This window comes from Bacillus sp. SRL337 (genome assembly GCF_984799155.1).
In genome coordinates, this window is record NZ_OZ481793.1 from 841,733 (window position 1) to 865,296 (window position 23,564).

Sequence of the window (23,564 nt, forward strand, 5' to 3'; positions counted from 1 at the left end):
AAGCCCCTCTTGTACTATGTATAGTATTTTACAAGTGAATATAGCTGTATACCCTTCGTGAGGTCGATTGCTTTTTCTTCATGAGATCGGGCCGCTTCGGGTTGCCCCTTTTTATGAAGCAACTCCGCTTCTGCAACTTCCCTCATCCACTCCTTCTGAAGTGAGGGAATCATGTTTTCAGCATCCACCAACTGTCCTTCCTCAATCTTCAACAAGGTTTCACAATAGTCCTTCACGGAATGGTCCTTTATCAGTGAAATGCATTGCTTTACAGATGAAAGGGTATCGTGCTGGGCTGCATAAGCGGCTGTGACGACGGCCGTCATCCGAGGTGATTTGTATTTCTTTTTTAATGTAGAAAGGGCTTGTTCGGTTTCTGCCTCATCTGCATTGGCGAGACTGTAGTAAAAATGAAGGATGGGCTGTCTGGCCCGCTTCTTTAAGTAATCCCCAATCTTATCGATGTCCCTGGAAAAATAGATGTACCAGACAAACGGAATATAGGTAGTTAAAGTCACGGATAAAAAGATCAATACGGCGGCCGCCAAGAAAGAGATCTGCCAGATGGCTGTCAGAATTCCAAGAAGTACAGCCAAAGTGATGATGAGAATGTATTGCCTTTTGGAAAGCATATTATTCCTCCGCTCTTATAGAAAATCGGGATATTTCTAAATTAGTATAATGGACCTAGTCCCAGGCAGTATATAAAATTCAGGAAGATTATTAAATTTTACAGCTTAGTATAGGCAGCAAGCTGTAAAGCTGTTTGAGGCGAGCCATTATAGCGGCATCACTCTACCTTTTTCCAAAATGAAGAACCCATTTTAAGGCATCATTCAAGTCATCTCCACAATTTCGGCCAGTCCAGCAAGGATGCCTGAATCCAGCTTATTTACAATCATCATTTTAGTGCCTAACCTTAAATGATGACTCAAGAATCTTCATAGATAAGGGTAAGGCGGAGATAGGAAGGTTATGCTGTACAAACGGATTTCTTTATTTCTCATCTTTATTCCTTTATTCTAAGAGAAAAGTTTTTTTTGCAAAAGAGGGTAAACAGAATGAAACAAATCTACAGTGATATTATACAGTTCCGCGGAACACATTTTGACTTTGGGTATATGCAGGGCGAGAAGATAAAAGATTCCCTGACTGTCACCAACAGGGAAAATCAATGGAAGGTCCGAAAACCCCGTTTTACCGTAGACATTGAAGAGGTGAAACAGGCTGTAACCAAGTTTGCGCCGGGTGTGTGGGAGGAACTGCTGGGGTTGCAGGAAGCACTGGGATGGCCGCTGGAGAGGGTTTTGAAAGAATTCGGCGGATATCGGGTCGATTATGTCAAGTCTGGCTGTTCGATAGTGACGGGAGAGAATTACCTCATCCGGAATTATGATTACCATCCAAAAACCTACGAGGGGAGATATACCTTTTTTCAGCCTGCCGATAATCAGGGCTATGCCATCATAGGTCCGAGCCAGCGGGTGACGGGAAGAATGGATGGGATGAATGAAAAGGGGTTGTCAATTGGATACAACTTCATGCACCGGAAAAATCCGGGAGACGGCTTCATCTGCTGTATGATCGGCCGGTTGATCCTTGGATCATGTGCGAATGTCGAAGAAGCGGTCTCCACGCTGAAAGAAATCCCGCATCGCCATTCCTTCAGCTATATAGTCCTTGATGCCAGTGGAGAAACCTTCGTCGTTGAGACTTCCCCGCGCGGTGTCCAGGTCCGCCAGTCCAATGCCTGCACAAATCACTTTGAAATCATGCAGGAAGAAAACCGCAACCACTTGGTTGATTCCAAGCGCCGGCTGGAAATCATCCAGCAAAACCAGGACAGTATCACGGATGCACCAGAAGCATTCCGGCTGTTGAATGACAGTGACAAAGGTATCTTCTCCGATCTCTACGGAAGCTGGGCGGGCACGATCCATACGTCGGCGTACTTCCCCAAGGAGCTCAAAGCATGGTTCGCACTCGGCGGTGACCGCGAACCTGTAGAGTTTGATTTCCGGAAGTGGCTTCAAGGCGAAGAGGTCGAGCTTGACCGGATAACAGGGGAAGTGGACACCGATATACCGTTTGTCCATATGGATGGAAATGCGGATTGGAGTAAGAGGAAATGAACCAAACAAAAAATCAGTCTTTCCGGCTGATTTTTTTGTTTTGATAGAAAGACAAGGATGGAATTTCTTATTTTAATGGCAGGATGTAGCGGTGAGGGAGTGCGTAAAGAAGAAAATGATGCTGAGGCGGCTGTAAAAGAAAAAGAGCAGGCGTCTTCAGAATGGGACGTTTCAGAGGGGAAAAAGAGGATGTCCTGATTGAAGAGAATCTCCTGATATACCAATCTCTGGGAACGTTATTAGAAAATATGAATCGTTAACATCAGAAAAAGGGATGGTCAATCGGCCATTCCTTTTCTCATACACAATTGGATTCTGGGGAAATCAAAATCTCATAATCAAGGATATAGATTTCATGCAATCTCACATGAGCCGGGGAGGATCAATCAGTGAAAGATAGAAGAGACCCTTTGAGTGAAGCACTGAGTCTGGAGCATCTTGCAGCCGTCTCAGATTATTCATGCTGTCATTTTCAAAGATTATTCACAAAAAAATGGGGGAAATGACCTTGTCTTCAAGGCGGAAAGTCTGCTCGGCCGGGAGGGTGGTGGATGGGTGATTAGCACACTTATGACTTTGCTCTATTTAGAATATGTTCTGATCAATTTAATGTCCAAAAAAGTCTTTTGCAATAGCTGTCGGAGATCACCTTGTCATTTTCCCACAGCTTGGCATCGTGCATGGGTTCTTTCAATAAGGCCGGATGAAAATCTCTCTAAATAGAGAGGTTTTCTTATGGTGATTAAATAATCAAATCAAATTATTTACCCAAACGATAAAAAGATAAACGTTTTTGTGATCTAAACTTTCTTTTTCTTCGTTAGCTAAGTAATCAATTGAGTTGCAGCAAGTTGTTGGGTATCCTTAAATCATCTACGTCAAATATAAATAGAGGGAGCGTTTTATGTCAGAGGAACTTAAGGATATAGATCTTTATCAAAAAGTTTTACAGAACAAAGATTCATCCGCATTGCGGAAGCTTTATCAAAAGTACGAAAAATTGATATACTCGTTTTCATACAAAATGACAGGAGATAAGGAAATTGCTGAAGAAGTCATCCAGGAGGTTTTTCTCAAATTGTGGAAAAAGCATGCTCCCTATGATGGAAGCAAAGGCAAATTTTCATCCTGGCTTTTGACCATGACGCGGAATACAAGCCTTGATGCTATCCGTAAACGAAACAGGCATGAGTCTGTTGAATATATCGAGAAGGATTCAATGAGGGTGACTCATGAGACACCTGAGGATATCCTTGAATGGAAAGAAAAAGGCAGTGCAGTCCGGAAGTGTATTGAGCTGCTGAAAAAAGATCAACAGCAAATGGTCTATCTGTCTTATTATAAAGGAAAGACACAACAGGCGATTTCAAAATCAACAGATACCCCGCTTGGTACAGTGAAAGGAAGAATCAGATTGGCGCTAAAACATTTGCATCAATGTCTTCAAGGGAAGGGAGGGGATTTTAGGTGACCGAACAACAATGTGATCAATTGCTGGATTATTATAATGGCCATTTAACAGATCTTGAGAGGTCACGTTTTGAAAAGCATTTGGCAGGCTGCACGGAATGCACGGAAGAACTGAAGCAGCTTCGCGAACTTGAGGAATATCTGCCGTATGCCTCTGAACCGATAGCTCCCCCGCCTGGATTGGAAGACAGGGTGTTCGCCGGCATCTTGAAGGATAAAAATCAAAACGGCACAGTCTCCCTTCCGGCAGTCCGGAAAAGAAATAAGTGGATTCTTCCGTCTGCAGCAGCCCTTTTGGCATTATCCCTTCTCGGAAATGCTTACTTCCTTACCCAGCTTGATGAGCAGCAGGATATTGCAGAAGTGCAGGAATCGATCGACCAAGTGATGAAGTATGCAGAATTGGCAGCGGTAGATGGCGGTGCAAGGGGAACAGCCAGTATCGTAAAGCAAGGAGAGGAAACAAAACTTGTCGTCCAGGCTTCAGAGCTTCAGCAATTAAAGGATGATGAAGTGTACCAGGTTTGGCTGATAAAAGATGAACAACCCGAACGGGCCGGTACCTTTACTATAGAGGATGGAAAAGGTTCAGTCGTATTCAACTTTGATGAGGCATATGAGAATACAGACTGGGATATGGTCGCCGTATCTCATGAACCGGATGCGGACAGCCAGCAGCCTCAAGGGAAAGTTGTGTTAGCTTCAGAACTATAGAAGAATTGAATATAAGAGTAACCCAGCACAAGTACACTGTTAACCCGTTCAGTACAGAGGGAGAAACCAATAAATTGAAAGGTAATTTGCGGTACAATTTGCATAGCATTTTGTATCGGTTTTTTTATCGGCATACCAATGGTTTTGAAGTTTTTTCGCTTATTGCTGCATACTGATTTGCAGGCCAATTTGCACTACCACATAAATTTATGTGGTGTTGCAAACTGGTCTGCATTTTATGTTACAAATTTGTCCGCGGATTCGTTATTGCCAGATACACTAGATGGGAAGAGAAAGGGGGAGTAACCCAGTGGGAGAAAAATAAGGGGAGATTTTACCGTAAGATGTAGAGTAGACGTGGTTTTTGCGGAAAATAAGGGGAGTTTTTCCCTTAATACAAAGCAAAGCTGCCTATTTTCACGTTTTTTGAGTCAAATAAGAGGAATTTCTCCCTCTATTTAAGCTGTTTTCAGTACTATTTGCTAATTAAGGGGAATTTTTCCCTCTATACACCTCAATTAGCAAAGAACCTGGTTTCATTGCTGATGAATGCAAAGTTTAACGGGAGACCCGCTGTTCAACCGATCTGTGGCTTACTTAAATAACGCATAATAGAAGTGAGGAGCTGCAAGGTCGTTGGCAGCTCCTCTTTTTTGTGCAATTTTTTATACATATTACACTTCAAAACAGCCTGCAAAAGTCTTTGTATTTTAACCGGCAAAACCACCAGCAAATAAGCATTTTCTCCCTCTCAACCGAACGAGTTAAGTACACTGTTGTGCTGGGTTTTTATTTTTTTTTATAAAAAAGTGATCCAACCCTGAACTTGTATCGTTAGCTCTATGAAAATATAAAAACAAATGAAAAGGAGGAAAAGTATTTTAAAAAAAATTTTTAAAAAAGTGATCCAAAGACAATCCGGCAGCGTTAGCTCACCAGAACACTAAAACAAAAAGAGGAGATGGAAACTATGAAAAAAAAGAATCTACTTAAAAAAGTTGCAGCACCAGTGCTGGGGTTATCATTAATTGTCCCGGCAGCAGCCCAAGCCGAGGAAGCGCCGACGGCCGTGACACCGGCATCTGATTTACGTACAACATTGGATCAGCTATTATCTGAACACTTTGTCCTGGCTGTCGACGCGATGGTGAAAGATTATAACGATGCACCAGATGAAAAACAGGCGTATGATGCATTGAATCAAAATGCCTTGGATATGACACCGGCCATTGCGTCTATCTACGGCGAAGAGGGAGCGAAAAAGTTCGAGGAAATTTTCACTGGCCATCTTGAATATTCTGATGACTTTGTAGAAGCGGCACAATCAGGGGACGAAGAAGCGAGAAAAGCTGCTGAGGCGGAAGTGACAGAATTCGTCAATGACTTCTCCGCATTCCTTAGTACCGCAACAGAAGGGAATCTGCCTGAAGATGCGGCAAAGGAAGTCTTGAGAGCCCATGAAACTGATGTTGTAGAAGCATTTGACCATTACGTAGAAGAGGATTACAAAGGCTACTATGAGAATTTCATGGAAGGCTATGACAGAATGTTCGATATCAGTAAAGCGTTGTCAGGAGCCATCGTCATGCAAATGCCTGACAAATTTGAAAACACGAAAGTGGATGCACCTGCAGCTGAACTGCGTTCCACTCTAAATAAACTGACTGCAGAGCACTTTGCTTTGGCAGCGATGAGCATGCAAAAAGGTGTGAATGGCGCTCCGGATTATGACATTGCCACTTGGGCTGAAGATATGAATACAGAGGAATATACAGCCGCTATCCAGTCGATTTATGGAGAAGAAGGTGCAATGCAATTTAAGAAACTCTGGACAAGCGATCATATCAATGCACAAGCTGAACTGGTTTCCGCAACAGTGGCGGATGACGAGGCAGCAGCTAAGGAAGCGCGCGATAGCCTGACGATGTTCACGAAAGAATTTGGTGCCTTCCTGGCAACTGCGACTGAAGGAAACCTTCCGGAAGAAGCCGCCGTTGATGCTCTTATGACACATGAAGACCAAGTCGTTAAAACGTTTGATAGTTATGTTTCTGAAGACTATGAGACAAGCATGGCTACGTTCCGTGAAGGATATGCCTTCACATTTGGAATCGGCAAAGCCTTGGGAGATGCGATTGTGAAGCAGATGCCGGATGAGTTTGCAGCTTCAGATATGCCAAGCCAGATGCCTAACACAGGTATGGGCGGTGCAGCAGAGGAGCCAATGCCGATGGCTGCCTGGATCACATTTGCTGCGGCTGTTCTTCTTGCGGGAGGATATTTGATCAAAACTAAATTGGCTGACCAACAATAATTTATAGAGAGGGGAGTTTCATAGCTCTCCTCTTTTTCCTATATGAACAGGAGGGAAAAAGTGATGAAGAAGCGATTGACTGTATCCATAATAGGTTTGGCGGCAGCCGGGGTCATCGGTTATCAGGCTTTTGCTCAGGAAGGCATGGAACCTATCCCCCAATCACCGCCTGAAATGGAGCAGACTCCACAAACGGAAGAAGCAAATGCTCCTGAGCCGAGAGAAGGAGTTAAGCCAAGAGCGCATCAAGAGGAGGAATTTGTTCTTCTTGACTCTTTACAAAAGAAAAAAGCCGAGCTGGAAAATGAACTAGAGATTCAAGAAGAGGGAATTATCCCCACACGGATCAAAATACCCAGTATGGATATCGACACAAAGGTCATCTCTGTAGGACTCCTTGAAAATGGGGAGATGGCTGTCCCGGAAGAAACGGAAATTACAGGCTGGTACGATAGAGGCGTGAAGGCAGGAGCGGAAGGAAACGCAGTCATTGCCGGCCATGTCGACAGCCAGGAAGGACCGGCGATTTTCTTTTATCTGAAAAACATGGAAATCGGCGAGGAGGTCACCGTTTTTGATGAAGATGGCCAGAAACGGACTTTCAGAGTCAAAGCAAAAGAAAGCTATAAAAATGAAGAAGCCCCGATTGAAAGAATATTCGGGCCCGGGAATGAGCGGAATCTGAATTTGATAACCTGTACAGGAACCTTTAATCATGATGAACATCTCTATCCAGACAGGCTGGTCATCTATACCGAACTTGTTGAAGACCAGGAAAAGGAGCCATATTCAGCACCGGCAGCACCGGACAGTATAGAATATGACCTTGGTTCTGTTTCATGGCATTCTGTCAACGGGGATGACATCGTAGGATACAGGATCTATAAACAACCAGCTGCAGGTGAAGAGTTCGAGCAGATCGCCAGTATTTCAGCCCACGAAAGAAAGAATTATTTTGATCAGGATGCCCAAAAAGGCTCCTCCTACTATGTGACAGCTGTCAATATAGCTGGAAAAGAATCGGGAAAATCGACTATCGTCACTTCCAAGTAAGGATTGAAACTTTCCTCATCTCCCCTTCGTATTAATACTAAGGAAAATTCAGGAGGGGTATTATGGGGAATGTTTTGTACTTTGCGGACAATTTCTTTTCTTCAGGCAGAACGGAAATTTACAATGCAGAGAATGAAAGAGTCGGAGAACTGGACTTAAAGAGCGCCTTTTCAGCAGGTGTTGACTTATTGGATAATGATGGACAGATGATGGCAAGCGGAAGGTTTTCACCCTTCAGAAATCGATGGACAGTTTCTGGTGAAAATGGGGAAGATATCGGTCAATTGAGACAGAAATGGACTTTCTTTACCAAGAGATTTGAATATCAGTCATTTGGAAAGGGAACTTTCTCCATTGAGTCAGAAGTCTTTTCAAAAGAATACACCATCCTTGATGATCAGGGAACAGTCATTTGCAGTGTTGAAAAGGTGAGCGGGTTCTTTTCCTCGTCTGCGTATAAATTGGAGAACTTTTCTGCCAGCCTAAGCAATCAGGAACTTGTTACTGCTGTCATGGGAGTCAACGCCATACAAAAGAGAAATAATTCAGCCGCCACCTAAGAAGACCTTCTGGAAACTGTCGAACTCATGGCAGATTCCGGAAAGTTTTTTTTATTTCCGGGGAAATTCGGGATGATTCCGGGAGATTCCATGTTTTTCTTGCCATGGAATGAGAGCAGATGCAATTCGTGTTGAAAAGAATGATGATATAATAGAACGTATAAGGAGAGGTGTGAAGGCCATGGTGAATGACAAGTTGCTCAATATCAGGACAGAAACGGTGCAGAAAGCATCCTATGAGTCACAGCACTATAATAGGTACGAGCCAACTCCTTATCATGTATTGGATAGACTAGTGGATTTTGTTCAATTTGACCATACAGACCGAATGGTTGATTTCGGCTGCGGGACCGGGAGGATGAATTTTTTTATTCATTACCGCTTCCGCCCAACCGTGATTGGGGTGGAAATGAACGAGTTTTACTTTCAGGAAGCCCTTGAAAACAGGCTTAGATATCTTGAAAAGTTTAAGTTCAGCAGTAACCAGGTTCAATTCGAGAACTGCCTTGCCCAGGATTATCCGGTTCATCCGCAGGATAATGTTTTCTATTTTTTTAATCCGTTTTCGGTTCAAATCTTTATGAAGGTCATAAACAACATTTTACGTTCTTCTGATGAAGAAAGCCGCGATATCCAGCTGATTTTGTACTACGCTCCTGAAGATTATATCTTTTTTCTGGAAAACCAGACAGCTTTCCAATTGAAAAAAGAAATCCTCCTGCCCGGAAATGCCTACGAAAAGGTTCTAATATACAGCTTGGAGGAACATGCTCCCAATAGAGAGGTAGATTAACTTGTTTAAAGATATAAGCATAGATGAACTATTGCAATTGGATAGAAACAAATACACATTGGTCGATGTCCGGTCTCCCTCGGAATTCGAGGAAATGACAATACCCGGCAGCATCAATATACCGGTTTTTAATGATGAAGAAAGAGCAGAGGTCGGTACACTCTATAAGCAGGTGAATCCGGAAATTGCCAAAGACCGCGGACTGGAGATCTTCGCTGCCAAACTTCCGTCCTTTATGAAAACCTTTCAGCAGACCAAAGGCGAGAAGGTTGTTTTCTGCTGGCGGGGCGGTATGAGGAGCAAGTCAGCTGCCACCATGCTTGATTTGATGGGGAATAAGGTCACAAGGCTTCATGGCGGAGTCCGGACGTATCGTCAATGGGTCCTGGATAGATTGGAGAATCTAAACCTGGACGGGAACACCTTTATTTTAAATGGCGGCACAGGGACAGGCAAAACGACAATCCTCCACCGTTTAAAAGAACAAGGGCTTCCGGTGCTTGATTTAGAAGGAATGGCCGGTCACAGAGGTTCGGTTTTCGGGCATATCGGTACAAGCCCGAACAACCAAAAAAAGTTTGATTCCCTTCTTGTCGAGGAAACCCTTTCCTTGCAGGATTCACCAGTTGTGGTGTATGAAGCAGAAAGCAAGCGTATCGGCAAGGTCATGGTCCCTGAATACCTCCTTAAGAAAAAGGAGGAGGGCACCCATATCATTCTAAAGATGCCGATGGACCAAAGGGTGAAGCATATCCTTGAAGAGTACAGATTACAAGAACACCATGAGGAGTTCACAGCTGCCTTTGAAAGGATAAAAAAACACATCCATACCCCTATTGCCAGGGAAATCCAGGACTATATAGAAGAACATGATTATAAAAACGCTCTCCCTCTGCTTTTGGAATACTATTACGACCCTAAGTACAAGCATTCAGCAAACCAGTATCCGGAGGACCAAAAGATCTTTCTTGAAGTCAACGATATCGAAGAGGCTGTAACAGCCATTCTGGATATCCTTCCTCAAAAAAGCAGACGGGTTCATCACTGAGATTATAGCTGAGGCTGAATCAACAAGAATCAAGAAGTGCCTGTGTTTATCTTAAGGTACTTCTTGTTTTTAGATTTAAAGTTTTTTGAATAGACTGTCATTACTTGCAGCAAGCAGGTATAGTAGTTTAGTAGATGATTTTTTTTCGAAAAAGGGGCTAGAAGATGAAACGTTTTTTAAAATGGGTCGGTATCGTCATTGCTGTCCTGGTGGTCTTGTTTGTAGGAGCAGGCAATTATTTTTACAATGTCGCCATCAATCGAAGCCATGATTCCGTGGATCTATATGGAGGATCAGAATCGGCAAGCGCCATGATGGATGCAGAAGAACAGCAGCGGAAATTAGAGGAAGTCCTGAAGTGGACAGAAGAACAGACGTTTGAAAACGTAGAAGTGAAGTCAAAGGACGGTCTGAAGCTGAGTGCAGTGCTATTGAAAAGTGAGGAACCTTCCGGGAAGGCTGTCGTTTTGGCGCATGGATACAAAGGAAGTAACAAACAGATGCCCGGCATTACCCAGTTTTATCATGAACTGGGGTATGATGTCCTTAAGCCGGATGCGAGAGGGCATGGAAAAAGTGAAGGAAGCTATATTGGATATGGATGGGATGATCGCAAGGATTACAATGAATGGGTCAATCTATTGATCAATGAATATGGAGAAAAGGAAATATATTTGCATGGATTTTCGATGGGAGCCGCAACGGTTCTGATGACCAGCGGCGAAGAACTGCCTTCCGAGGTGAGAGGAATCATCGCTGACAGCGGATATACAACGGTCGAAGAGGAGCTCGCCCATCAATTGAAGTACCTTTATCATTTGCCGGCATTTCCGTTGATGGACATCACAAGTGCCGTGACAAAGGTAAGAGCTGGCTACACATTCGCCGAAGCCTCCGCAGTTGAACAGGTCAAAAAGAATACAAGGCCGCTCTTCATCATCCATGGAGACCAAGACGAACTGGTGCCGACTGAAATGGCGGATGTCTTATATAACGCTGCTTCCAGCGAAAAGGAACTCTGGATCGTCCCTGGAGCTGGCCATACAGAAGCATATACAGTGGCAGAGGAAGAATACCAAAACCGCTTGAAGGCATTTTTGAAAGAGTGACAGTCACACCCCGGATTATGTCGAATGTGTTCGACATATCTCGGGGCGTGACTGTCACCAATAAAAGGAGATGTACATAATGAGTGAGAAAATGACGTTGTTCCATACTTTTAAAGAAACCCCTTTAAAAACAAACGGCCATGGGGACCGGAATGCCGGAGTATTGAAAGAAGCTTTCGAGCATGTGGCTTCTGAGGTCGAAAGCGATATTTACGGAACCGGAAAAGTGATTGACGATTTTCAATTGAAAATGGCGAAGGTACTGGGCAAGGAATCATCGGTATTCTTCCCAAGCGGAACGATGGCCCAGCAGATTGCCTTGAGGATCTGGTGTGATGAAAAAGGGGTGAAAAAGGCAGCGTACCATCCATTAAGTCACCTGGAGATTCATGAAGAAGACGGAATTAAGGAACTTCATGGTATCGAAACCATTTTACTCGCGGATAAGGACAGAGTGATCACCCTGGAGGATGTGCAGAATATGACAGAGGAAGCGGCAGTAATCCTGCTGGAATTGCCTCAGCGTGAAATCGGCGGCCAGCTTCCGGATTTCGAAACACTGAAATCCATATCAGATTACTGCCGTGAAAACAAAATCTTCCTTCATCTAGATGGAGCCAGGTTGCTCGAGGTCCTTCCTTATTACAAAAAGACAGCAGCGGAAATCTGTGCTCTTTTTGACAGTGTATACATCTCCCTTTACAAAGGAATCGGCGGAATTGCGGGAGCCGTCCTGGCAGGCAGCAAAGATTTCACAAAGAAATCGAAAGTTTGGAAGAGAAGGCATGGCGGTGATTTGATAAGCCTTTATCCGTATATCATCAGTGCAGATTACTACCTGGATCAGAGAGCTGGAAAAATGGAGCAGTATTATCAAAATGCCCAAGAGTTCGCTCAGTTTTATAATAACTGTGAAAAAATCTCTACACTTCCAGAAGTGCCGGTATCCAACATGTTCCATGTCCATTTTCAGGTGTCGAAGGAAGCCCTTGAGCCGATCCTTGTTGATGTCTATGAAAAAACAGGTGTCGGTTTAAGCGGATATCTGCGTGAGAACGGAGACTCCTCCTGTTATTATGAAGTGAGTATCGGCGACCTCTACGAGACGGTCCCAAAGGAAAAGCTGGAAGAAGCCTTTCACCTGCTGAATGAAAAACTGAAGTAATTATAGAATGAAAGCGGCAGTTTCTAGAGCCGCTCTTTTTCCATTATTGACGACATGCATCACTACACCTCAGGTCTTAGTAAAAGTTAAACCCCTGGTTCGTTTTGCCAATTTACTTATTTGTTTATAATGAAAATATAAACAAAGTGGTTGGGAGGAAACCAAATGAAGAAACGATTAATGACCGGTGCCTTATTATGTACAATATTGGTGATGTCAACAGGGTGCAGTCCATTTGAATCTGTGACGTTCGGCAAGGAAAAAGGGACTGAATATGAGGTGGAAGTGGAAAAGGATTCGGCGAAAGAGTTGGAGGTCGACCTTCGGCTTGGAGCAGGGGAGATGAATGTTTCCGGCGGTGCCGCTGAATGGATGACAGGAGATATTATCTATAACAATGAAAGATTGGAGCCCGTGGTAAAATATGACCTGCATGATGACAGGGGAGATATTGTGGTCAAACAGAAGAAAAATACGGGGTTAAAACTTGGCAGTACTAAAAATGATTGGAACCTTCAGCTAACCAATGATGTTCCAATCGACCTTCGTGTAGACGCAGGGGCTTCAGATACCAATCTTGACCTGCGCGGCCTGCAATTAACAGATTTAAAAGTGGATGCAGGTGTCGGTGAAGTCGAAGTCGATCTCAGCGGAGACTGGAAGGAAAGTTTCGATGTCGACATTAACACCGGTGTCGGTGAAACCACGGTCATCCTCCCGAAATCTGTTGGTGTACAAATCACCTCCGAAGAAGGAATCGGGAAAGCAAATTTTGCTGGATTTACTTCCCATGGAGATCACACCTATGTGAATGAAGCCTTCGAGACAGCTGATGTCTTGATCACCCTGAAAGTTGAAACTGGTGTGGGTGAAGTGAACTTTGAATTAGAATAAATGGGGGCATGTGCATTCAGTTCAGGTTGGACTGGATGCTTTTTTTATTTGTTCGGATGAATGACAGCAAGTTGCTGCTGCCGGGAAAAATTAAAGCACAACCTGCAGGGATCGGCCGGTGGCAAGGTCAGGGGAGCAACCTATGAAAATTTTGTGCAATAGCAATCTGATTAAAGATTCCGCTGCAACTTAAGGCTTTTACAGGGTTACTATCTCGAAAAGCATTGAATCACGAACCAGCGAATGAAAATTGCCAGAGAAGCTGTCGCGAAAAGCCCGGAATCGCGACAGGATGGACTGAGTCCCCAGAAAAGCTGTCGCGAAAAGCCTGGAATCGAGACAGAATGGACTGGAATCCTAGAGAAGCTGTCGCGAAAAGGGCGGAATCGCGACAGAATTGAATGGGTTTGCAAAGAAGCTGTCGCGAAAAGCCCGGAATCGAGACAGAATGGACTGGAATCCCAGAAAAGCTGTCGCGAAAAGCCGTGAATCGAGACAGGATGGACTGGAATCCCAGAGAATCTGTCGCGAAAATCCTGGAATCGAGACAGAATGGACTGGATCCCTAGAGAATCTGTCACGAAAAGCCCGGAATCGCGACAGAATGGACTGGAAACGCAGAGAAGCTGTCGCGAAAAGCCCGGAATCGCGACAGAATGGACTGAATCCCCAGAGAAGCTGTCGCGAAAAGCCCGGAATCGAGACAGAATGGACTGGAATCCCAGAGAAGCTGTCGCGAAAAGCCGTGAATCGAGACAGGATGTACTGGAATCCCAGAGAATCTGTCGCGAAAATCCTGGAATCGAGACAGGATGGACTGGAATCCCAGAGAAGCTGTCGCGAAAAGCCCGGAATCGAGACAGAATGGACTGGATCCCCAGAAAAGCTGTCGCGAAAAGCCTGGAATCGAGACAGAATGGACTGGATCCCCAGAGAAGCTGTCGCGAAAAGCCCGGAATCGAGACAAAATTGAATGGAAACGCAAAGAAGCTGTCGCGAAATGGGCGGAATCGCGACAGAATGGACTGGATCCCCAGAAAAGCTGTCGCGAAAAGCCTGGAATCGCGACAGAATGGACTGAATCCCCAGAGAAGCTGTCGCGAAAAGCCTGGAATCGCGACAGAATGGACTGGATCCCCAGAGAAGCTGTCGCGAAAAGCCTGGAATCGAGACAGAATGGACTGGATCCCCAGAGAAGCTGTCGCGAAAAGCCGTGAATCGCGACAGGATGGACTGGAATCCCAGAGAAGCTGTCGCGAAAAGCCCAAAACCGAGACCCAACCCATGGCCCCAAAGGTATTGTCGCGGAAAACATTCATACGATTGACCACAATCCCGCCAAAAACCGCAGTTTACGAAAAGGTCCAGTAACAGCACCCAATCCCTTACCTTAACCGATGCCCTCTGTTCCATTCCGCTTCAACCTGCTCACTCCCCCACCCTCAACCTTCTCAAGAATCTCCTTTAGCAGCTTTTGGATTTGAAAATGATGAAAAACCGTCATTGAAATCAAGATGAAACTGAATAAAGCAGATAAAATTGTGCTTTTCAACAATCTGTTCATTACATTTCTGTTTACCATTGGAAGTCCTCCAGTTTGTATCATTTGATGTGTATTATCCTTCTGTGCGGAGAAACTATTCAGCTTGGAGCAAAAATGGATATTCATTACGGTGCTTCAGGAAGTACGGTATAATGGGGGTACTCTTATTAATACGATATTTTTGAATTGATTGTAGCTGCTGGAAATACCCCAAGGGACGAACTTTTCCCTGGGATACGGGGTTGTTGCTATCTGAATAAAAAACAGCTCTTTTCTTTCTTGTTTTTTAAGCTATTTCTAGTGAGTTTAGGCGATATATTTTGCCATTCATATTAAATCGCAACAAAGTTCAGGAAAGAGCATAGTAATTTAACAGTTGATTAATATTGCAGGAAGGTTTTTTACAATGAAGGAGAAGAAAAAAATTCTAGAAGCTGATCTTTATAAACCTATCCAGAAACACTTCACAAAAGAGGGCTACAAGGTGAATGGGGAAGTGAATGATTGTGATCTGACTGCGGTTAAGGGGGAAGACTTAATCATTGTGGAGCTGAAACTCAATCTGACGGTTGACCTGCTGATCCAGGCCACTAAACGGCAGCGGCTCACGGAGTTTGTGTACATAGCCATCCCACGCCCCAAGAATATGAGGTCGAGGCGCTGGAAGGATATCCGGCATCTGGTCCGAAGGCTGGAGCTTGGCTTGATCACTGTATCAGTTGAGAATAAAGTACCGAAGCCACAGTTTATCCAGCATCCGGAACCGTTCGACCTAAAGAAGAGCAAACAGGGAAGCAGCCGCAGGAGAACCCGGCTCTTGGCCGAAATCGAAGGCAGAAGTGCCGACTATAATGTCGGGGGCAGCAGCAAGACCAAGATCATGACTGCATATAAAGAAAGCTGTATTCAGATTGCCTGTTATCTGGAGCAGTCAGGACCACTTGCCCCGAAGGATCTGGTGAAGATGGGAACAGGTCAAAAGACTCAATCCATTCTTAGTAAAAACTATTATAAGTGGTTTGAGCGGATAGAACGCGGCATCTATCAGATTAGTGAAAAAGGCAGGCAGGGATTACAGGAATATCCTGAACTTACCGATTACTATATGGAAGAGTTCGACAAAATCCAGAGATCTTTGCCGAAATAATTTTGTGACCGCATCAGTCATGAATATTGCATCAGGGTAAAAGTACCTATATAATGAAAGTGTAAATAATTTCAAATTTAATTTGATAAAGGCAAACCCATCGAAAGGCGGGGACGCAAAGCTACAGGGGCTAAAGTCCAAAGACTATGCCAGCCAGCTGCCGGATTTTCTACGAGTCTAAAAGACTATTCCGGGGAGGAATGGTCTTTTTGTCATTCCGGCTATTTTACTTCAACCTCAGAGAACAGGAGCTTATTATGAATCTAACACTATCTGATATTATCACTGAAGGTAAGTTCTGGAATGTCTTTCAGCCAGTTTATGAGATTAACAGCAGCAGTCTGATTGGCTATGAGAGCTTGTTCCGTTGTGATTTCGATTCCAATCCTGAACTGGTGTTTTGCCATGCCAAGAGATCCGGGATTCTGTATGAATTGGATACAGCAGCCATTAAGCGGTCGATCAATGTCTTTAATGAGTACTTCTCCCGGAAAAATATGAGTTTTCCTTACCTTTCAGTCAACTTGTACCCCTCAACCATCAAGCATCCTTTTTTTGTTCAATTTTTACATAAGCTCCTGGAGGAAGTTGAGCTGCCTCCGGAAAAAGTAGTCTTGGAGATCAATGAAGCAGAGCAGAATGATGACTTTAATAAATTCAGGAACATCCTTCATGACTTGAAATCACGGGGATTTCTGATTGCAATGGATGATTTGGGAAAAGGGAACTCCTCATTGAAAATGGTTCTGGAGCTGGAGCCGCAAATCATTAAGTTTGACCGTTACTTTTCAAAGGACCTGTCAACCAACCCGAAAAAGCAGAGGCTGCTTAGAGCAATCGTTGACTTTGCAAAGGAAGATACCAGTTTCATATTGGAAGGCATTGAAACAAAAGAGGACCTGGCTGCTGCCAAGAATATCGGAATACAATTTGGCCAGGGCTATTATCTTGGCAGACCTGAAAAATTGGAAAACTGCGGCAGGCATCTGAAAGAAATCATTTCTTCTTATAACTTGTAATAAGGAGGTTCGCCATGGGGGTATGGATGTTAACTGGGGGCATTGCCGTTGGGATTGCGCTCTTCAAAGCCTTTGATTATATTAAGAATTCAGAAGCAAGAGTAAATGAAAAAAGGATATTTCAGCTTGTTGAAAGGTCTCAGGATATCATCTACTATTGTGAAATAAAGCCTGCACTTAAATTCAAATACCTGAGCCCGTCCATAGACAGCTTATTAGGAACTGGAATTCAGGTGCGCAGCATGGCAAATGCAGAGACTTGCATGGAAATTCTTCATCCGGAAGACAGGGGTATACTAGAGAAAAAACTTTCTGGAGAATGGGATTATAATCAGCCGATCGTCCAAAGATGGAAAGATACAGAAGGAAATTATAAATACTTCGAAGAATTTGCGACGCCAATCTATAAAAATGGCGAGATCACGGCTATTCAAGGAGTCATCAGGAATATTGATGAGAAGATGCAGCTTCAGGAAGAACTGGTTTACAAAGCTCATCATGATGGGTTGTCAGGATTATATAACAGGCTTTTCTTTGAAAACGAATCCGGGATACTCGATGAGTCAAAGGAACAGCCTGTGGCTCTCCTGCTCTGTGATCTGGATGAGCTGAAATATTATAACGATACGCATGGCCATAGAACAGGCGATGAACTGATAAAAGAAACCAGCAAGATTCTCAAGGCATTGCAAAATGAAGAAATTCTTGTATCCAGGATCGGCGGTGATGAGTTTGCCATCTTGATTAAGGATCCAGGGAGATATCCACCGGAAGAAATGAAAAACAACATCCTTCAAAAGATTGCGAGTTACAATCGCTCTAGTAAAAAAATTAACATCATGCTCTCGATAGGTTTTGCTTCCAGCCTGTCCTCGATCGGTAAAATGAATGAGCTGTACACATCAGCGGATAAAAATATGTATAAAGAAAAAAGAGGCAGGAAAAAGATGGTGAATGGATGTTCCTGAATAGCGGAAAATAAGAAAACGCTATATTTCGCAGGCCGTTCACCTTTATTAATGAGAAATAGTCAAAAATGAAATCACAGGAAAATACGTTTTTACATCCATATGACCAAATCGTATAGATTGCTGGATTTGCCCCTTGTATACTAAGGATTCTCAAAGGAAGAGGAGCTCTTTCTTTCTTATCGAGTTATTTCTGTTGAAGTGGGGACAATGAATTTCGCAATTCAGGTTAAACAGCCAGAAGGTTTACGAAAAGAGCCAGCGAATGTGCTCCTGTTCATTTGGTGCTAATTAAGTGAGTTATCTTGTTCACTGAAGAATTCTTAAATATTAATCAAAGTCGAGGACGAAATCTAAAAAGATTTCGTCCTCGACTGGTTTTGTTATTTTCTTTTTTTATCGATGATTGGATGGAGTTTGGCGCATCTTTTCTGCGTGCTATGCAGCAGTTATAATCCAAGGGAAATATATTTCACTTCAAGGTACTCTTCAATTCCATGATGCCCGCCTTCACGGCCCAGTCCGCTTTGTTTGAAACCGCCAAATGGCGCCTGGGGTGTGGAAGGAAGACCGTCATTCAATCCGATAATGCCATACTGCAGAGCTTCACAAATGGTAATCCCTTTTGTGATATTTTCAGTGAAGACATAAGCGGCCAATCCGTAAATGGAATCGTTGGCACGTGTGATTACTTCTTCTGTAGAAGAGAAGGTGGAAATCGGTGCCAATGGGCCGAAGGTTTCTTCCGTCATGCAGAGCATATTATCTTTTACATTGGATAGTATGGCAGGCCCGAAGTATAATCCTCCGCCTGTCTCTCCCCCGTATTCAAGGGATGCCCCGGCTTGCAGTGCATCCTCTACGTGTTTTTTGACTTTTTGGACAGCAGCTTCATCGATTAGGGGGCCGATATCGACTCCTTCGTCCAATCCATTGCCGACTTTTAACTGCTTCACTTTTTCAACCAGTTTTTCAGTGAATTTCCTCTCAATGTCTTCATGGACATAGATCCGATTTGAGCAGACACATGTCTGTCCTGCATTCCGGAACTTAGCTGCAATGACACCTTCAACGGCTTTATCGATGTCGCAGTCATCCATGACGATGACAGGGGCATGGCCCCCCAGCTCAAGCGAGACTTTTTTGACAGTGTCGGCAGCGCCTCTCATCAATAGTTTTCCTACTTCAGTAGAGCCAGTGAAGGTTAATTTGCGGACGCGGCTGTCGGAAAGCCAGGTTTCGCCGATTTCTTTTGCATCCCCGGTCACGACATTGACGACACCATTTGGTATGCCGGCTTTCTCGGCAAGCTCAGCCATTTTTAATGCAGTAAGCGGCGTTTGTTCAGCCGGTTTTATGACAACTGTACATCCTGTCGCGAGGGCAGGAGCAACTTTCCTGGTGATCATGGCTGCCGGGAAATTCCACGGAGTGATGACAGCTACAACGCCTACAGGCTGTTTTTGCACAAATAAGCGCTTGTTTCGCTGTGTTGCCGGAATCGTCTCCCCGTAAACGCGTTTGCCTTCTTCGGCATACCAGGAGATGAAGCCATTTGCATAATTCATTTCGCCGGCAGCTTCCTTCAGGGGTTTTCCTTGTTCCATAGTCATTGTTCTAGCAAGGTCCTCTTTGTTTTCTTCAATCAGTTCGTGCCATTTGAACAGTAGCTCACTTCTTTCATAGGCAGAGTAGTGAGACCATTCTGCAAACGCATCATATGCAGCATCCACGGCAGCTTTAGCTTCTGCTTTGCCGCCATTGGGAACGGTCGCAATAGTCTTTCCATCAGCAGGATTGGTGACCTCGATGGACGACAGGCTGCTCCCGGTTTCTGTTCCATTGATTCTCAACAGGTATTTCTCCATGATCATCCCTCCTGAAATTCTCGTCGTTACCCTTATTATATCAATGAAGAAATGAGTGTTGACAGGAATATGTTTCGGCAAAACCATGTTTTAATTCTTGAGAATTGCGGGTAAAGGCTTTTTGTGAAAAAAATTGAAGCAAAGTACAAACCTGCGCAGTTAGACCCCGGCACCGGAATCGGATGAAGAACCTTAAAGAAATGGAACCAGCTGTAAACAGATTTGGCCCCCTCCCAATAGTCAAAAAACAAACTGAAAAAAAACAGAAATAATGACCGCATTTTTAGTTCATCATAAAGGAGAATCAAGATGAATCATCCTTTAAATGCAGATCTATCCAGTTTTTTTACTCCCTATGACACATGTCATACTTTTGTCATGACAGGTATGTCTGCCATTATATTTTGTTATTCTTTATACTTTAATAACCAGACAAAACAGGAAAGGAACTATTTTAAATGACTAAACAAAAGACGACTTTATTAAGAAAACAAGTGTCTCCATTCGAAGGTTCGGAGACAGCCAAGAGTGTCTTTCAACTAGTAACGACGTTAACTCTGTTCATAGCTGTTTGGGTTTTTGCTTATTTTAGTCTTTCTGTTTCGTATCTCCTGACGCTGGCACTAGGAATCGTTGGTGCAGGTTTGCTGACGCGGATATTCATTATTTTCCATGATTGCTGCCACAATTCCTTTTTTAAGAAAAAGAAGGCCAACCAGATCATCGGTACGATTACCGGGATCATTACTCTGTTCCCATTTAAACAATGGCAGCACGATCACTCTGTTCACCATGCAACGAGTTCAAACTTGGATAAACGCGGTACGGGTGATATCTGGATGATGACGGTGGAGGAGTATAAGAATGCTTCTTTCAGGACGAAGGTTTCCTATCGTCTTTACCGTAACCCTCTTGTGATGTTCGGGCTGGGCCCGATTTATATCTTTCTGATTACCAACCGTTTTAACCGCAAGGGAGCAAGGAAGAAAGAGCGGCTCAATACGTATGTGACGAATATAGCGATTGCAGCCATCGTTGCAGTCCTGTGCTACATTGTGGGCTGGCAGGCATTCCTGCTTGTTCATGGAACGATTTTCTATATTGCCGGTATTATGGGCATATGGTTATTCTATGTCCAGCACACTTTCGAAGATTCCTACTTTGAGGAGAACAAAGAGTGGGATTTTGTATTGGCGGCGGTTGAAGGAAGCTCCTTCTATAAGCTTCCAAAACTCCTGCAGTGGTTCACTGGAAATATCGGTTTTCACCATGTACACCATCTTGCTCCAAGGGTTCCTAATTATAAGCTTGAAGAAGCGCACAAAAGCAATGAATCCTTGCAGCATGTTCCAACCATTACTCTAGCAACGAGCCTCAGCTCCCTAAAGTTCAAATTGTGGGATGAAACCAATAAAAAGTTTGTCCGTTTTAAAGATATCAGGTCTTTAAAAAATGTAGAGAACGTTACGGTGACAGACTGAAACAGTGCGATCCAGCTTTGACGGCTGGATCGTGTTGTGTATTCTGGGAGTTTTGCTGACCACTGTTTACGGGAATCGCTGATGTTTATTAAAGGCTGTTTTCGCATATATTGTTGCTTCCGGGAAAATCCCAAAAGCCGGATTTTTCCCCTGCATACAGAGTTGTCGCTCTGAACGAAGAGAAAAGCTCTTTTCTCTCTTGCTAAACAGGGGGGCGGTTCATACTCCACTATCTTTCGGAATTAGTATCAAATAGCAACAAAGTTTACGAAAAGAGCTTTATTAAAAGACAGCCGATAACGGAAGCAATGCGATAGTGAAAAACTCTTCTGGAAATACACTGTCAAACAGGCTAAGATGAAAGTAGAAAATTTGTAAAGGGAAAATGAGGTCTACTATGTTTAAAAGATATCTGGAGTTTCAGCGTAACAGCGGGATTTCCCCGTATATATGGTTCATTTTGTATATTCTGCCGTTTTATTTTATTTTTCAATCATCCTCCATGATCGTCATGATCAGCGGCACGATTTTAACCATCCTGTTTTTCGTCTTTTACCAGCTTGCCTTTTTTTCAAAGGGCTGGCGGGTCTATTTGTGGACGTTCATCTTGATAGGGATATCCACTGCCTCGACATCGTTGTTCAGCTATGTGTACTTTGCGTTTTTCCTTGCCCATTATATTGGGAACATCAGGGAACGCAGGACATTCCTGATCTTATACTTTGCCCACCTGATTACCACAACGATTTCAATCAATATCACGATTGTCCAGGAAGAGGCTCTATTTATCAAACAGTTTCCATTTGTCATCATCATCTGGATCAGTGTGATCCTGCTTCCTTTCAATATTCATAATCGGAAGGAACGAGGACAGCTGGAGGAGAAACTGGAGGATGCCAATAAGCGGATTTCAGAGCTGGGGAAACTGGAGGAAAGGCAGCGGATTGCCCGTGATCTTCATGATACCCTTGGACAAAAACTGTCTTTGATAGGCTTGAAAAGTGACCTGGCCGGCAAATTGATCAATAAGGATCCGGAGCGGGCCAAAGGGGAATTGAAGGATGTCCAGCAAACAGCAAGGACAGCCCTCAATGAGGTACGCAAGATGGTTTCCTCCATGCGCGGTATCCGCCTCGAAGATGAGCTCATCACTATATCCAAACTATTAAAAGCAGCCGAAATTGAATTTAAGGGTGTAAAGGAATTGGATTTGAAAAATGTTTCGCTGCTCACAGAAAACATTCTGAGCATGTGCCTGAAGGAAGCCGTCACGAATATCGTCAGACATAGCGGTGCTTCAGAATGTAAAGTAATGATTGACCAAACGTGGAAGGAAATTATCATGGTGATCGAAGATAATGGCACCTTCCGCATCCCCGCAGAAGACGAACGGAAAGGCCATGGGCTTAGAGGGATGAGAGAAAGGCTGGAATTCATCAATGGGGATATGAAGCTTGTGAAGGACGGGGGAACAACACTCACCATTACGGTACCAAATGATGTCAAACAGACGGAACAGGGGGAAATGATATGATCAAAATCGTCATTGCTGAAGATCAGCAGATGCTGCTTGGAGCATTCGGTTCATTACTTGATTTGGAAGATGATATGGAAGTGGTAGGAAAAGCATCGAATGGCGATGAGGCGCTTCGCTTTGTTCAGCAATACCAGCCTGACGTCTGTATCATGGATATCGAGATGCCGGGGAAGTCCGGACTGGATGCGGCAGAAGAGCTTAAGGGTACCGGCTGCAAAGTCATTATCCTGACAACATTTGCCCGTGCAGGTTATTTCCAGAGAGCAATAAAGGCCGGCGTGAACGGCTACCTGTTAAAGGACAGCCCGAGCGAAGACCTGGCCAATTCCATCAGGACGGTGATGGCCGGTAAACGGGTGTATGCTCCTGAACTTATAGAAGATGCTTATGGGGAAGGAAATCCGCTGACAGTCAGGGAAATCGAGGTTCTCGAACTCGTGGCAGATGGTAAAAATACAAAAGAAATCGCTGACGAACTCAGAATTAAGACTGGAACCGTTCGAAACTATATCTCTGCAATTTTGGACAAATTACAAGTGAAAAACCGGATTGAAGCCATCACCCAATCAAAGGAGAAGGGCTGGTTTAAATAAGTACCAGGCACGCCCCGAAATGTGTCGTTCGGTAACCGCACTCAGATGAACAGAGGAAAACGCCCTTTCCCATAACCGGACTGGGCGTTTTTGGTTGGATAAGGTAGAATAGGTACCAAAACAATGAACAAATCACTTTAACACCAGGGATTCTTC

General features: G+C 43.9%; 22 protein-coding genes and 1 riboswitch. Of the genes, 19 read left to right on the forward strand and 3 right to left on the reverse strand.

Going from position 1 to position 23,564, the window contains the following annotated elements:
* Positions 1-14: 14 nt before the first annotated feature.
* Positions 15-632 (reverse strand): hypothetical protein, encoded by a 618-nt coding sequence (locus tag AC4E8A_RS04115; protein ID WP_490197005.1) that lies wholly within the window; start codon positions 630-632, stop codon positions 15-17.
* A gap of 429 nt (positions 633-1,061) precedes the next feature.
* On the opposite strand from AC4E8A_RS04115, the gene AC4E8A_RS04120 reads away from it, so the two are divergent.
* The 13 genes from AC4E8A_RS04120 to AC4E8A_RS04180 all read left to right on the forward strand — a co-directional run bounded on the left by AC4E8A_RS04120 (position 1,062) and on the right by AC4E8A_RS04180 (position 14,623).
* Positions 1,062-2,132, forward strand: a complete 1,071-nt coding sequence (locus AC4E8A_RS04120) for a C45 family autoproteolytic acyltransferase/hydrolase (protein WP_490197007.1) — start codon at positions 1,062-1,064, stop codon at positions 2,130-2,132.
* Positions 2,133-3,036: 904 nt separating this feature from the next.
* Positions 3,037-3,603, forward strand: coding sequence for an RNA polymerase sigma factor (locus tag AC4E8A_RS04125; RefSeq protein ID WP_490197008.1), 567 nt, complete (start codon positions 3,037-3,039; stop codon positions 3,601-3,603).
* Positions 3,600-4,316 (forward strand): anti-sigma factor, encoded by a 717-nt coding sequence (locus AC4E8A_RS04130; protein ID WP_490197010.1) that lies wholly within the window; start codon positions 3,600-3,602, stop codon positions 4,314-4,316. Before AC4E8A_RS04125 ends, AC4E8A_RS04130 begins: the two co-directional genes overlap by 4 nt.
* A gap of 970 nt (positions 4,317-5,286) precedes the next feature.
* Positions 5,287-6,630 carry a copper amine oxidase gene (locus AC4E8A_RS04135; protein ID WP_490197011.1) on the forward strand — a complete coding sequence of 448 codons (1,344 nt, stop codon included), beginning with the start codon at positions 5,287-5,289 and terminating at the stop codon, positions 6,628-6,630.
* A gap of 63 nt (positions 6,631-6,693) precedes the next feature.
* A complete protein-coding gene (locus AC4E8A_RS04140; RefSeq protein WP_490197012.1) occupies positions 6,694-7,683 on the forward strand; it encodes a class F sortase in 990 nt (329 codons plus the stop codon).
* A gap of 62 nt (positions 7,684-7,745) precedes the next feature.
* Complete coding sequence (locus AC4E8A_RS04145; RefSeq protein ID WP_490197013.1) at positions 7,746-8,243, forward strand: LURP-one-related family protein; 498 nt, start codon at positions 7,746-7,748, stop codon at positions 8,241-8,243.
* A 172-nt stretch (positions 8,244-8,415) separates the two neighbouring features.
* Positions 8,416-9,036 (forward strand): SAM-dependent methyltransferase, encoded by a 621-nt coding sequence (locus AC4E8A_RS04150; protein WP_490197015.1) that lies wholly within the window; start codon positions 8,416-8,418, stop codon positions 9,034-9,036.
* A gap of 1 nt (position 9,037) precedes the next feature.
* Positions 9,038-10,084 (forward strand): tRNA 2-selenouridine(34) synthase MnmH, encoded by a 1,047-nt coding sequence (gene mnmH / locus AC4E8A_RS04155; protein ID WP_490197017.1) that lies wholly within the window; start codon positions 9,038-9,040, stop codon positions 10,082-10,084.
* A gap of 164 nt (positions 10,085-10,248) precedes the next feature.
* The gene (locus AC4E8A_RS04160; protein WP_490197019.1) at positions 10,249-11,193 is read left to right on the forward strand and encodes an alpha/beta hydrolase; all 945 of its coding nucleotides are present in this window, start codon (positions 10,249-10,251) and stop codon (positions 11,191-11,193) included.
* A 79-nt stretch (positions 11,194-11,272) separates the two neighbouring features.
* Complete coding sequence (locus tag AC4E8A_RS04165; RefSeq protein WP_490197021.1) at positions 11,273-12,358, forward strand: threonine aldolase family protein; 1,086 nt, start codon at positions 11,273-11,275, stop codon at positions 12,356-12,358.
* Positions 12,359-12,523: 165 nt separating this feature from the next.
* Positions 12,524-13,252: a toast rack family protein gene (locus AC4E8A_RS04170; RefSeq protein ID WP_490197022.1), complete on the forward strand. Its 729-nt coding sequence runs from the start codon at positions 12,524-12,526 to the stop codon at positions 13,250-13,252.
* A 243-nt stretch (positions 13,253-13,495) separates the two neighbouring features.
* Positions 13,496-13,741: a hypothetical protein gene (locus AC4E8A_RS04175; RefSeq protein ID WP_490197023.1), complete on the forward strand. Its 246-nt coding sequence runs from the start codon at positions 13,496-13,498 to the stop codon at positions 13,739-13,741.
* 63 nt (positions 13,742-13,804) lie between these two features.
* Positions 13,805-14,623, forward strand: a complete 819-nt coding sequence (locus tag AC4E8A_RS04180) for a hypothetical protein (protein WP_490197025.1) — start codon at positions 13,805-13,807, stop codon at positions 14,621-14,623.
* A 19-nt stretch (positions 14,624-14,642) separates the two neighbouring features.
* Here the strand turns inward: AC4E8A_RS04180 and AC4E8A_RS04185 are convergent, their stop codons facing one another.
* Entirely contained in the window at positions 14,643-14,834 is a 192-nt protein-coding gene (locus AC4E8A_RS04185) for a hypothetical protein (RefSeq protein ID WP_490197027.1), read from the reverse strand.
* 367 nt (positions 14,835-15,201) lie between these two features.
* Between AC4E8A_RS04185 and AC4E8A_RS04190 the strand changes: the two genes are divergently transcribed.
* The 3 genes from AC4E8A_RS04190 to AC4E8A_RS04200 all read left to right on the forward strand — a co-directional run bounded on the left by AC4E8A_RS04190 (position 15,202) and on the right by AC4E8A_RS04200 (position 17,929).
* Positions 15,202-15,942, forward strand: a complete 741-nt coding sequence (locus AC4E8A_RS04190) for a DUF2161 domain-containing phosphodiesterase (RefSeq protein ID WP_490197029.1) — start codon at positions 15,202-15,204, stop codon at positions 15,940-15,942.
* 80 nt (positions 15,943-16,022) lie between these two features.
* A riboswitch (cyclic di-GMP riboswitch) is annotated at positions 16,023-16,107 on the forward strand.
* Between the two features lie 92 nt (positions 16,108-16,199).
* Entirely contained in the window at positions 16,200-16,961 is a 762-nt protein-coding gene (locus AC4E8A_RS04195; RefSeq protein ID WP_490197031.1) for an EAL domain-containing protein, read from the forward strand.
* 14 nt (positions 16,962-16,975) lie between these two features.
* Complete coding sequence (locus AC4E8A_RS04200; protein WP_490197033.1) at positions 16,976-17,929, forward strand: sensor domain-containing diguanylate cyclase; 954 nt, start codon at positions 16,976-16,978, stop codon at positions 17,927-17,929.
* Between the two features lie 449 nt (positions 17,930-18,378).
* Here the strand turns inward: AC4E8A_RS04200 and AC4E8A_RS04205 are convergent, their stop codons facing one another.
* The gene (locus tag AC4E8A_RS04205) at positions 18,379-19,797 is read right to left on the reverse strand and encodes an NAD-dependent succinate-semialdehyde dehydrogenase (RefSeq protein ID WP_490197034.1); all 1,419 of its coding nucleotides are present in this window, start codon (positions 19,795-19,797) and stop codon (positions 18,379-18,381) included.
* Positions 19,798-20,255: 458 nt separating this feature from the next.
* On the opposite strand from AC4E8A_RS04205, the gene desA reads away from it, so the two are divergent.
* From desA to AC4E8A_RS04220, 3 genes are all read left to right on the forward strand, one after another.
* Positions 20,256-21,278: a Delta(5) desaturase DesA gene (gene desA / locus AC4E8A_RS04210; RefSeq protein WP_490197035.1), complete on the forward strand. Its 1,023-nt coding sequence runs from the start codon at positions 20,256-20,258 to the stop codon at positions 21,276-21,278.
* 397 nt (positions 21,279-21,675) lie between these two features.
* Complete coding sequence (locus AC4E8A_RS04215) at positions 21,676-22,812, forward strand: sensor histidine kinase (RefSeq protein ID WP_490197036.1); 1,137 nt, start codon at positions 21,676-21,678, stop codon at positions 22,810-22,812.
* On the forward strand, positions 22,809-23,408 hold the full coding sequence (locus AC4E8A_RS04220; RefSeq protein WP_490197037.1) for a response regulator transcription factor: 600 nt from the start codon (positions 22,809-22,811) through the stop codon (positions 23,406-23,408). Before AC4E8A_RS04215 ends, AC4E8A_RS04220 begins: the two co-directional genes overlap by 4 nt.
* The last annotated feature ends 156 nt before the right edge of the window (positions 23,409-23,564 follow it).

Bases quoted from the DNA above. Each gene is read 5' to 3' on its own strand.
- AC4E8A_RS04115 (WP_490197005.1), bottom strand. From the start codon at position 632: ATGCTTTCCAAAAGGCAATACATTCTCATCATCACTTTGGCTGTACTT.
- AC4E8A_RS04120 (WP_490197007.1), top strand. From the start codon at position 1,062: ATGAAACAAATCTACAGTGATATTATACAGTTCCGCGGAACACATTTT.
- AC4E8A_RS04125 (WP_490197008.1), top strand. From the start codon at position 3,037: ATGTCAGAGGAACTTAAGGATATAGATCTTTATCAAAAAGTTTTACAG.
- AC4E8A_RS04135 (WP_490197011.1), top strand. From the start codon at position 5,287: ATGAAAAAAAAGAATCTACTTAAAAAAGTTGCAGCACCAGTGCTGGGG.
- AC4E8A_RS04140 (WP_490197012.1), top strand. From the start codon at position 6,694: ATGAAGAAGCGATTGACTGTATCCATAATAGGTTTGGCGGCAGCCGGG.
- AC4E8A_RS04145 (WP_490197013.1), top strand. From the start codon at position 7,746: ATGGGGAATGTTTTGTACTTTGCGGACAATTTCTTTTCTTCAGGCAGA.
- AC4E8A_RS04160 (WP_490197019.1), top strand. From the start codon at position 10,249: ATGAAACGTTTTTTAAAATGGGTCGGTATCGTCATTGCTGTCCTGGTG.
- AC4E8A_RS04165 (WP_490197021.1), top strand. From the start codon at position 11,273: ATGAGTGAGAAAATGACGTTGTTCCATACTTTTAAAGAAACCCCTTTA.
- AC4E8A_RS04170 (WP_490197022.1), top strand. From the start codon at position 12,524: ATGAAGAAACGATTAATGACCGGTGCCTTATTATGTACAATATTGGTG.
- AC4E8A_RS04175 (WP_490197023.1), top strand. From the start codon at position 13,496: ATGAAAATTGCCAGAGAAGCTGTCGCGAAAAGCCCGGAATCGCGACAG.
- AC4E8A_RS04180 (WP_490197025.1), top strand. From the start codon at position 13,805: ATGGACTGGATCCCTAGAGAATCTGTCACGAAAAGCCCGGAATCGCGA.
- AC4E8A_RS04185 (WP_490197027.1), bottom strand. From the start codon at position 14,834: ATGGTAAACAGAAATGTAATGAACAGATTGTTGAAAAGCACAATTTTA.
- AC4E8A_RS04190 (WP_490197029.1), top strand. From the start codon at position 15,202: ATGAAGGAGAAGAAAAAAATTCTAGAAGCTGATCTTTATAAACCTATC.
- AC4E8A_RS04195 (WP_490197031.1), top strand. From the start codon at position 16,200: ATGAATCTAACACTATCTGATATTATCACTGAAGGTAAGTTCTGGAAT.
- AC4E8A_RS04200 (WP_490197033.1), top strand. From the start codon at position 16,976: ATGGGGGTATGGATGTTAACTGGGGGCATTGCCGTTGGGATTGCGCTC.
- AC4E8A_RS04205 (WP_490197034.1), bottom strand. From the start codon at position 19,797: ATGGAGAAATACCTGTTGAGAATCAATGGAACAGAAACCGGGAGCAGC.
- desA (WP_490197035.1), top strand. From the start codon at position 20,256: ATGACTAAACAAAAGACGACTTTATTAAGAAAACAAGTGTCTCCATTC.
- AC4E8A_RS04215 (WP_490197036.1), top strand. From the start codon at position 21,676: ATGTTTAAAAGATATCTGGAGTTTCAGCGTAACAGCGGGATTTCCCCG.
- AC4E8A_RS04220 (WP_490197037.1), top strand. From the start codon at position 22,809: ATGATCAAAATCGTCATTGCTGAAGATCAGCAGATGCTGCTTGGAGCA.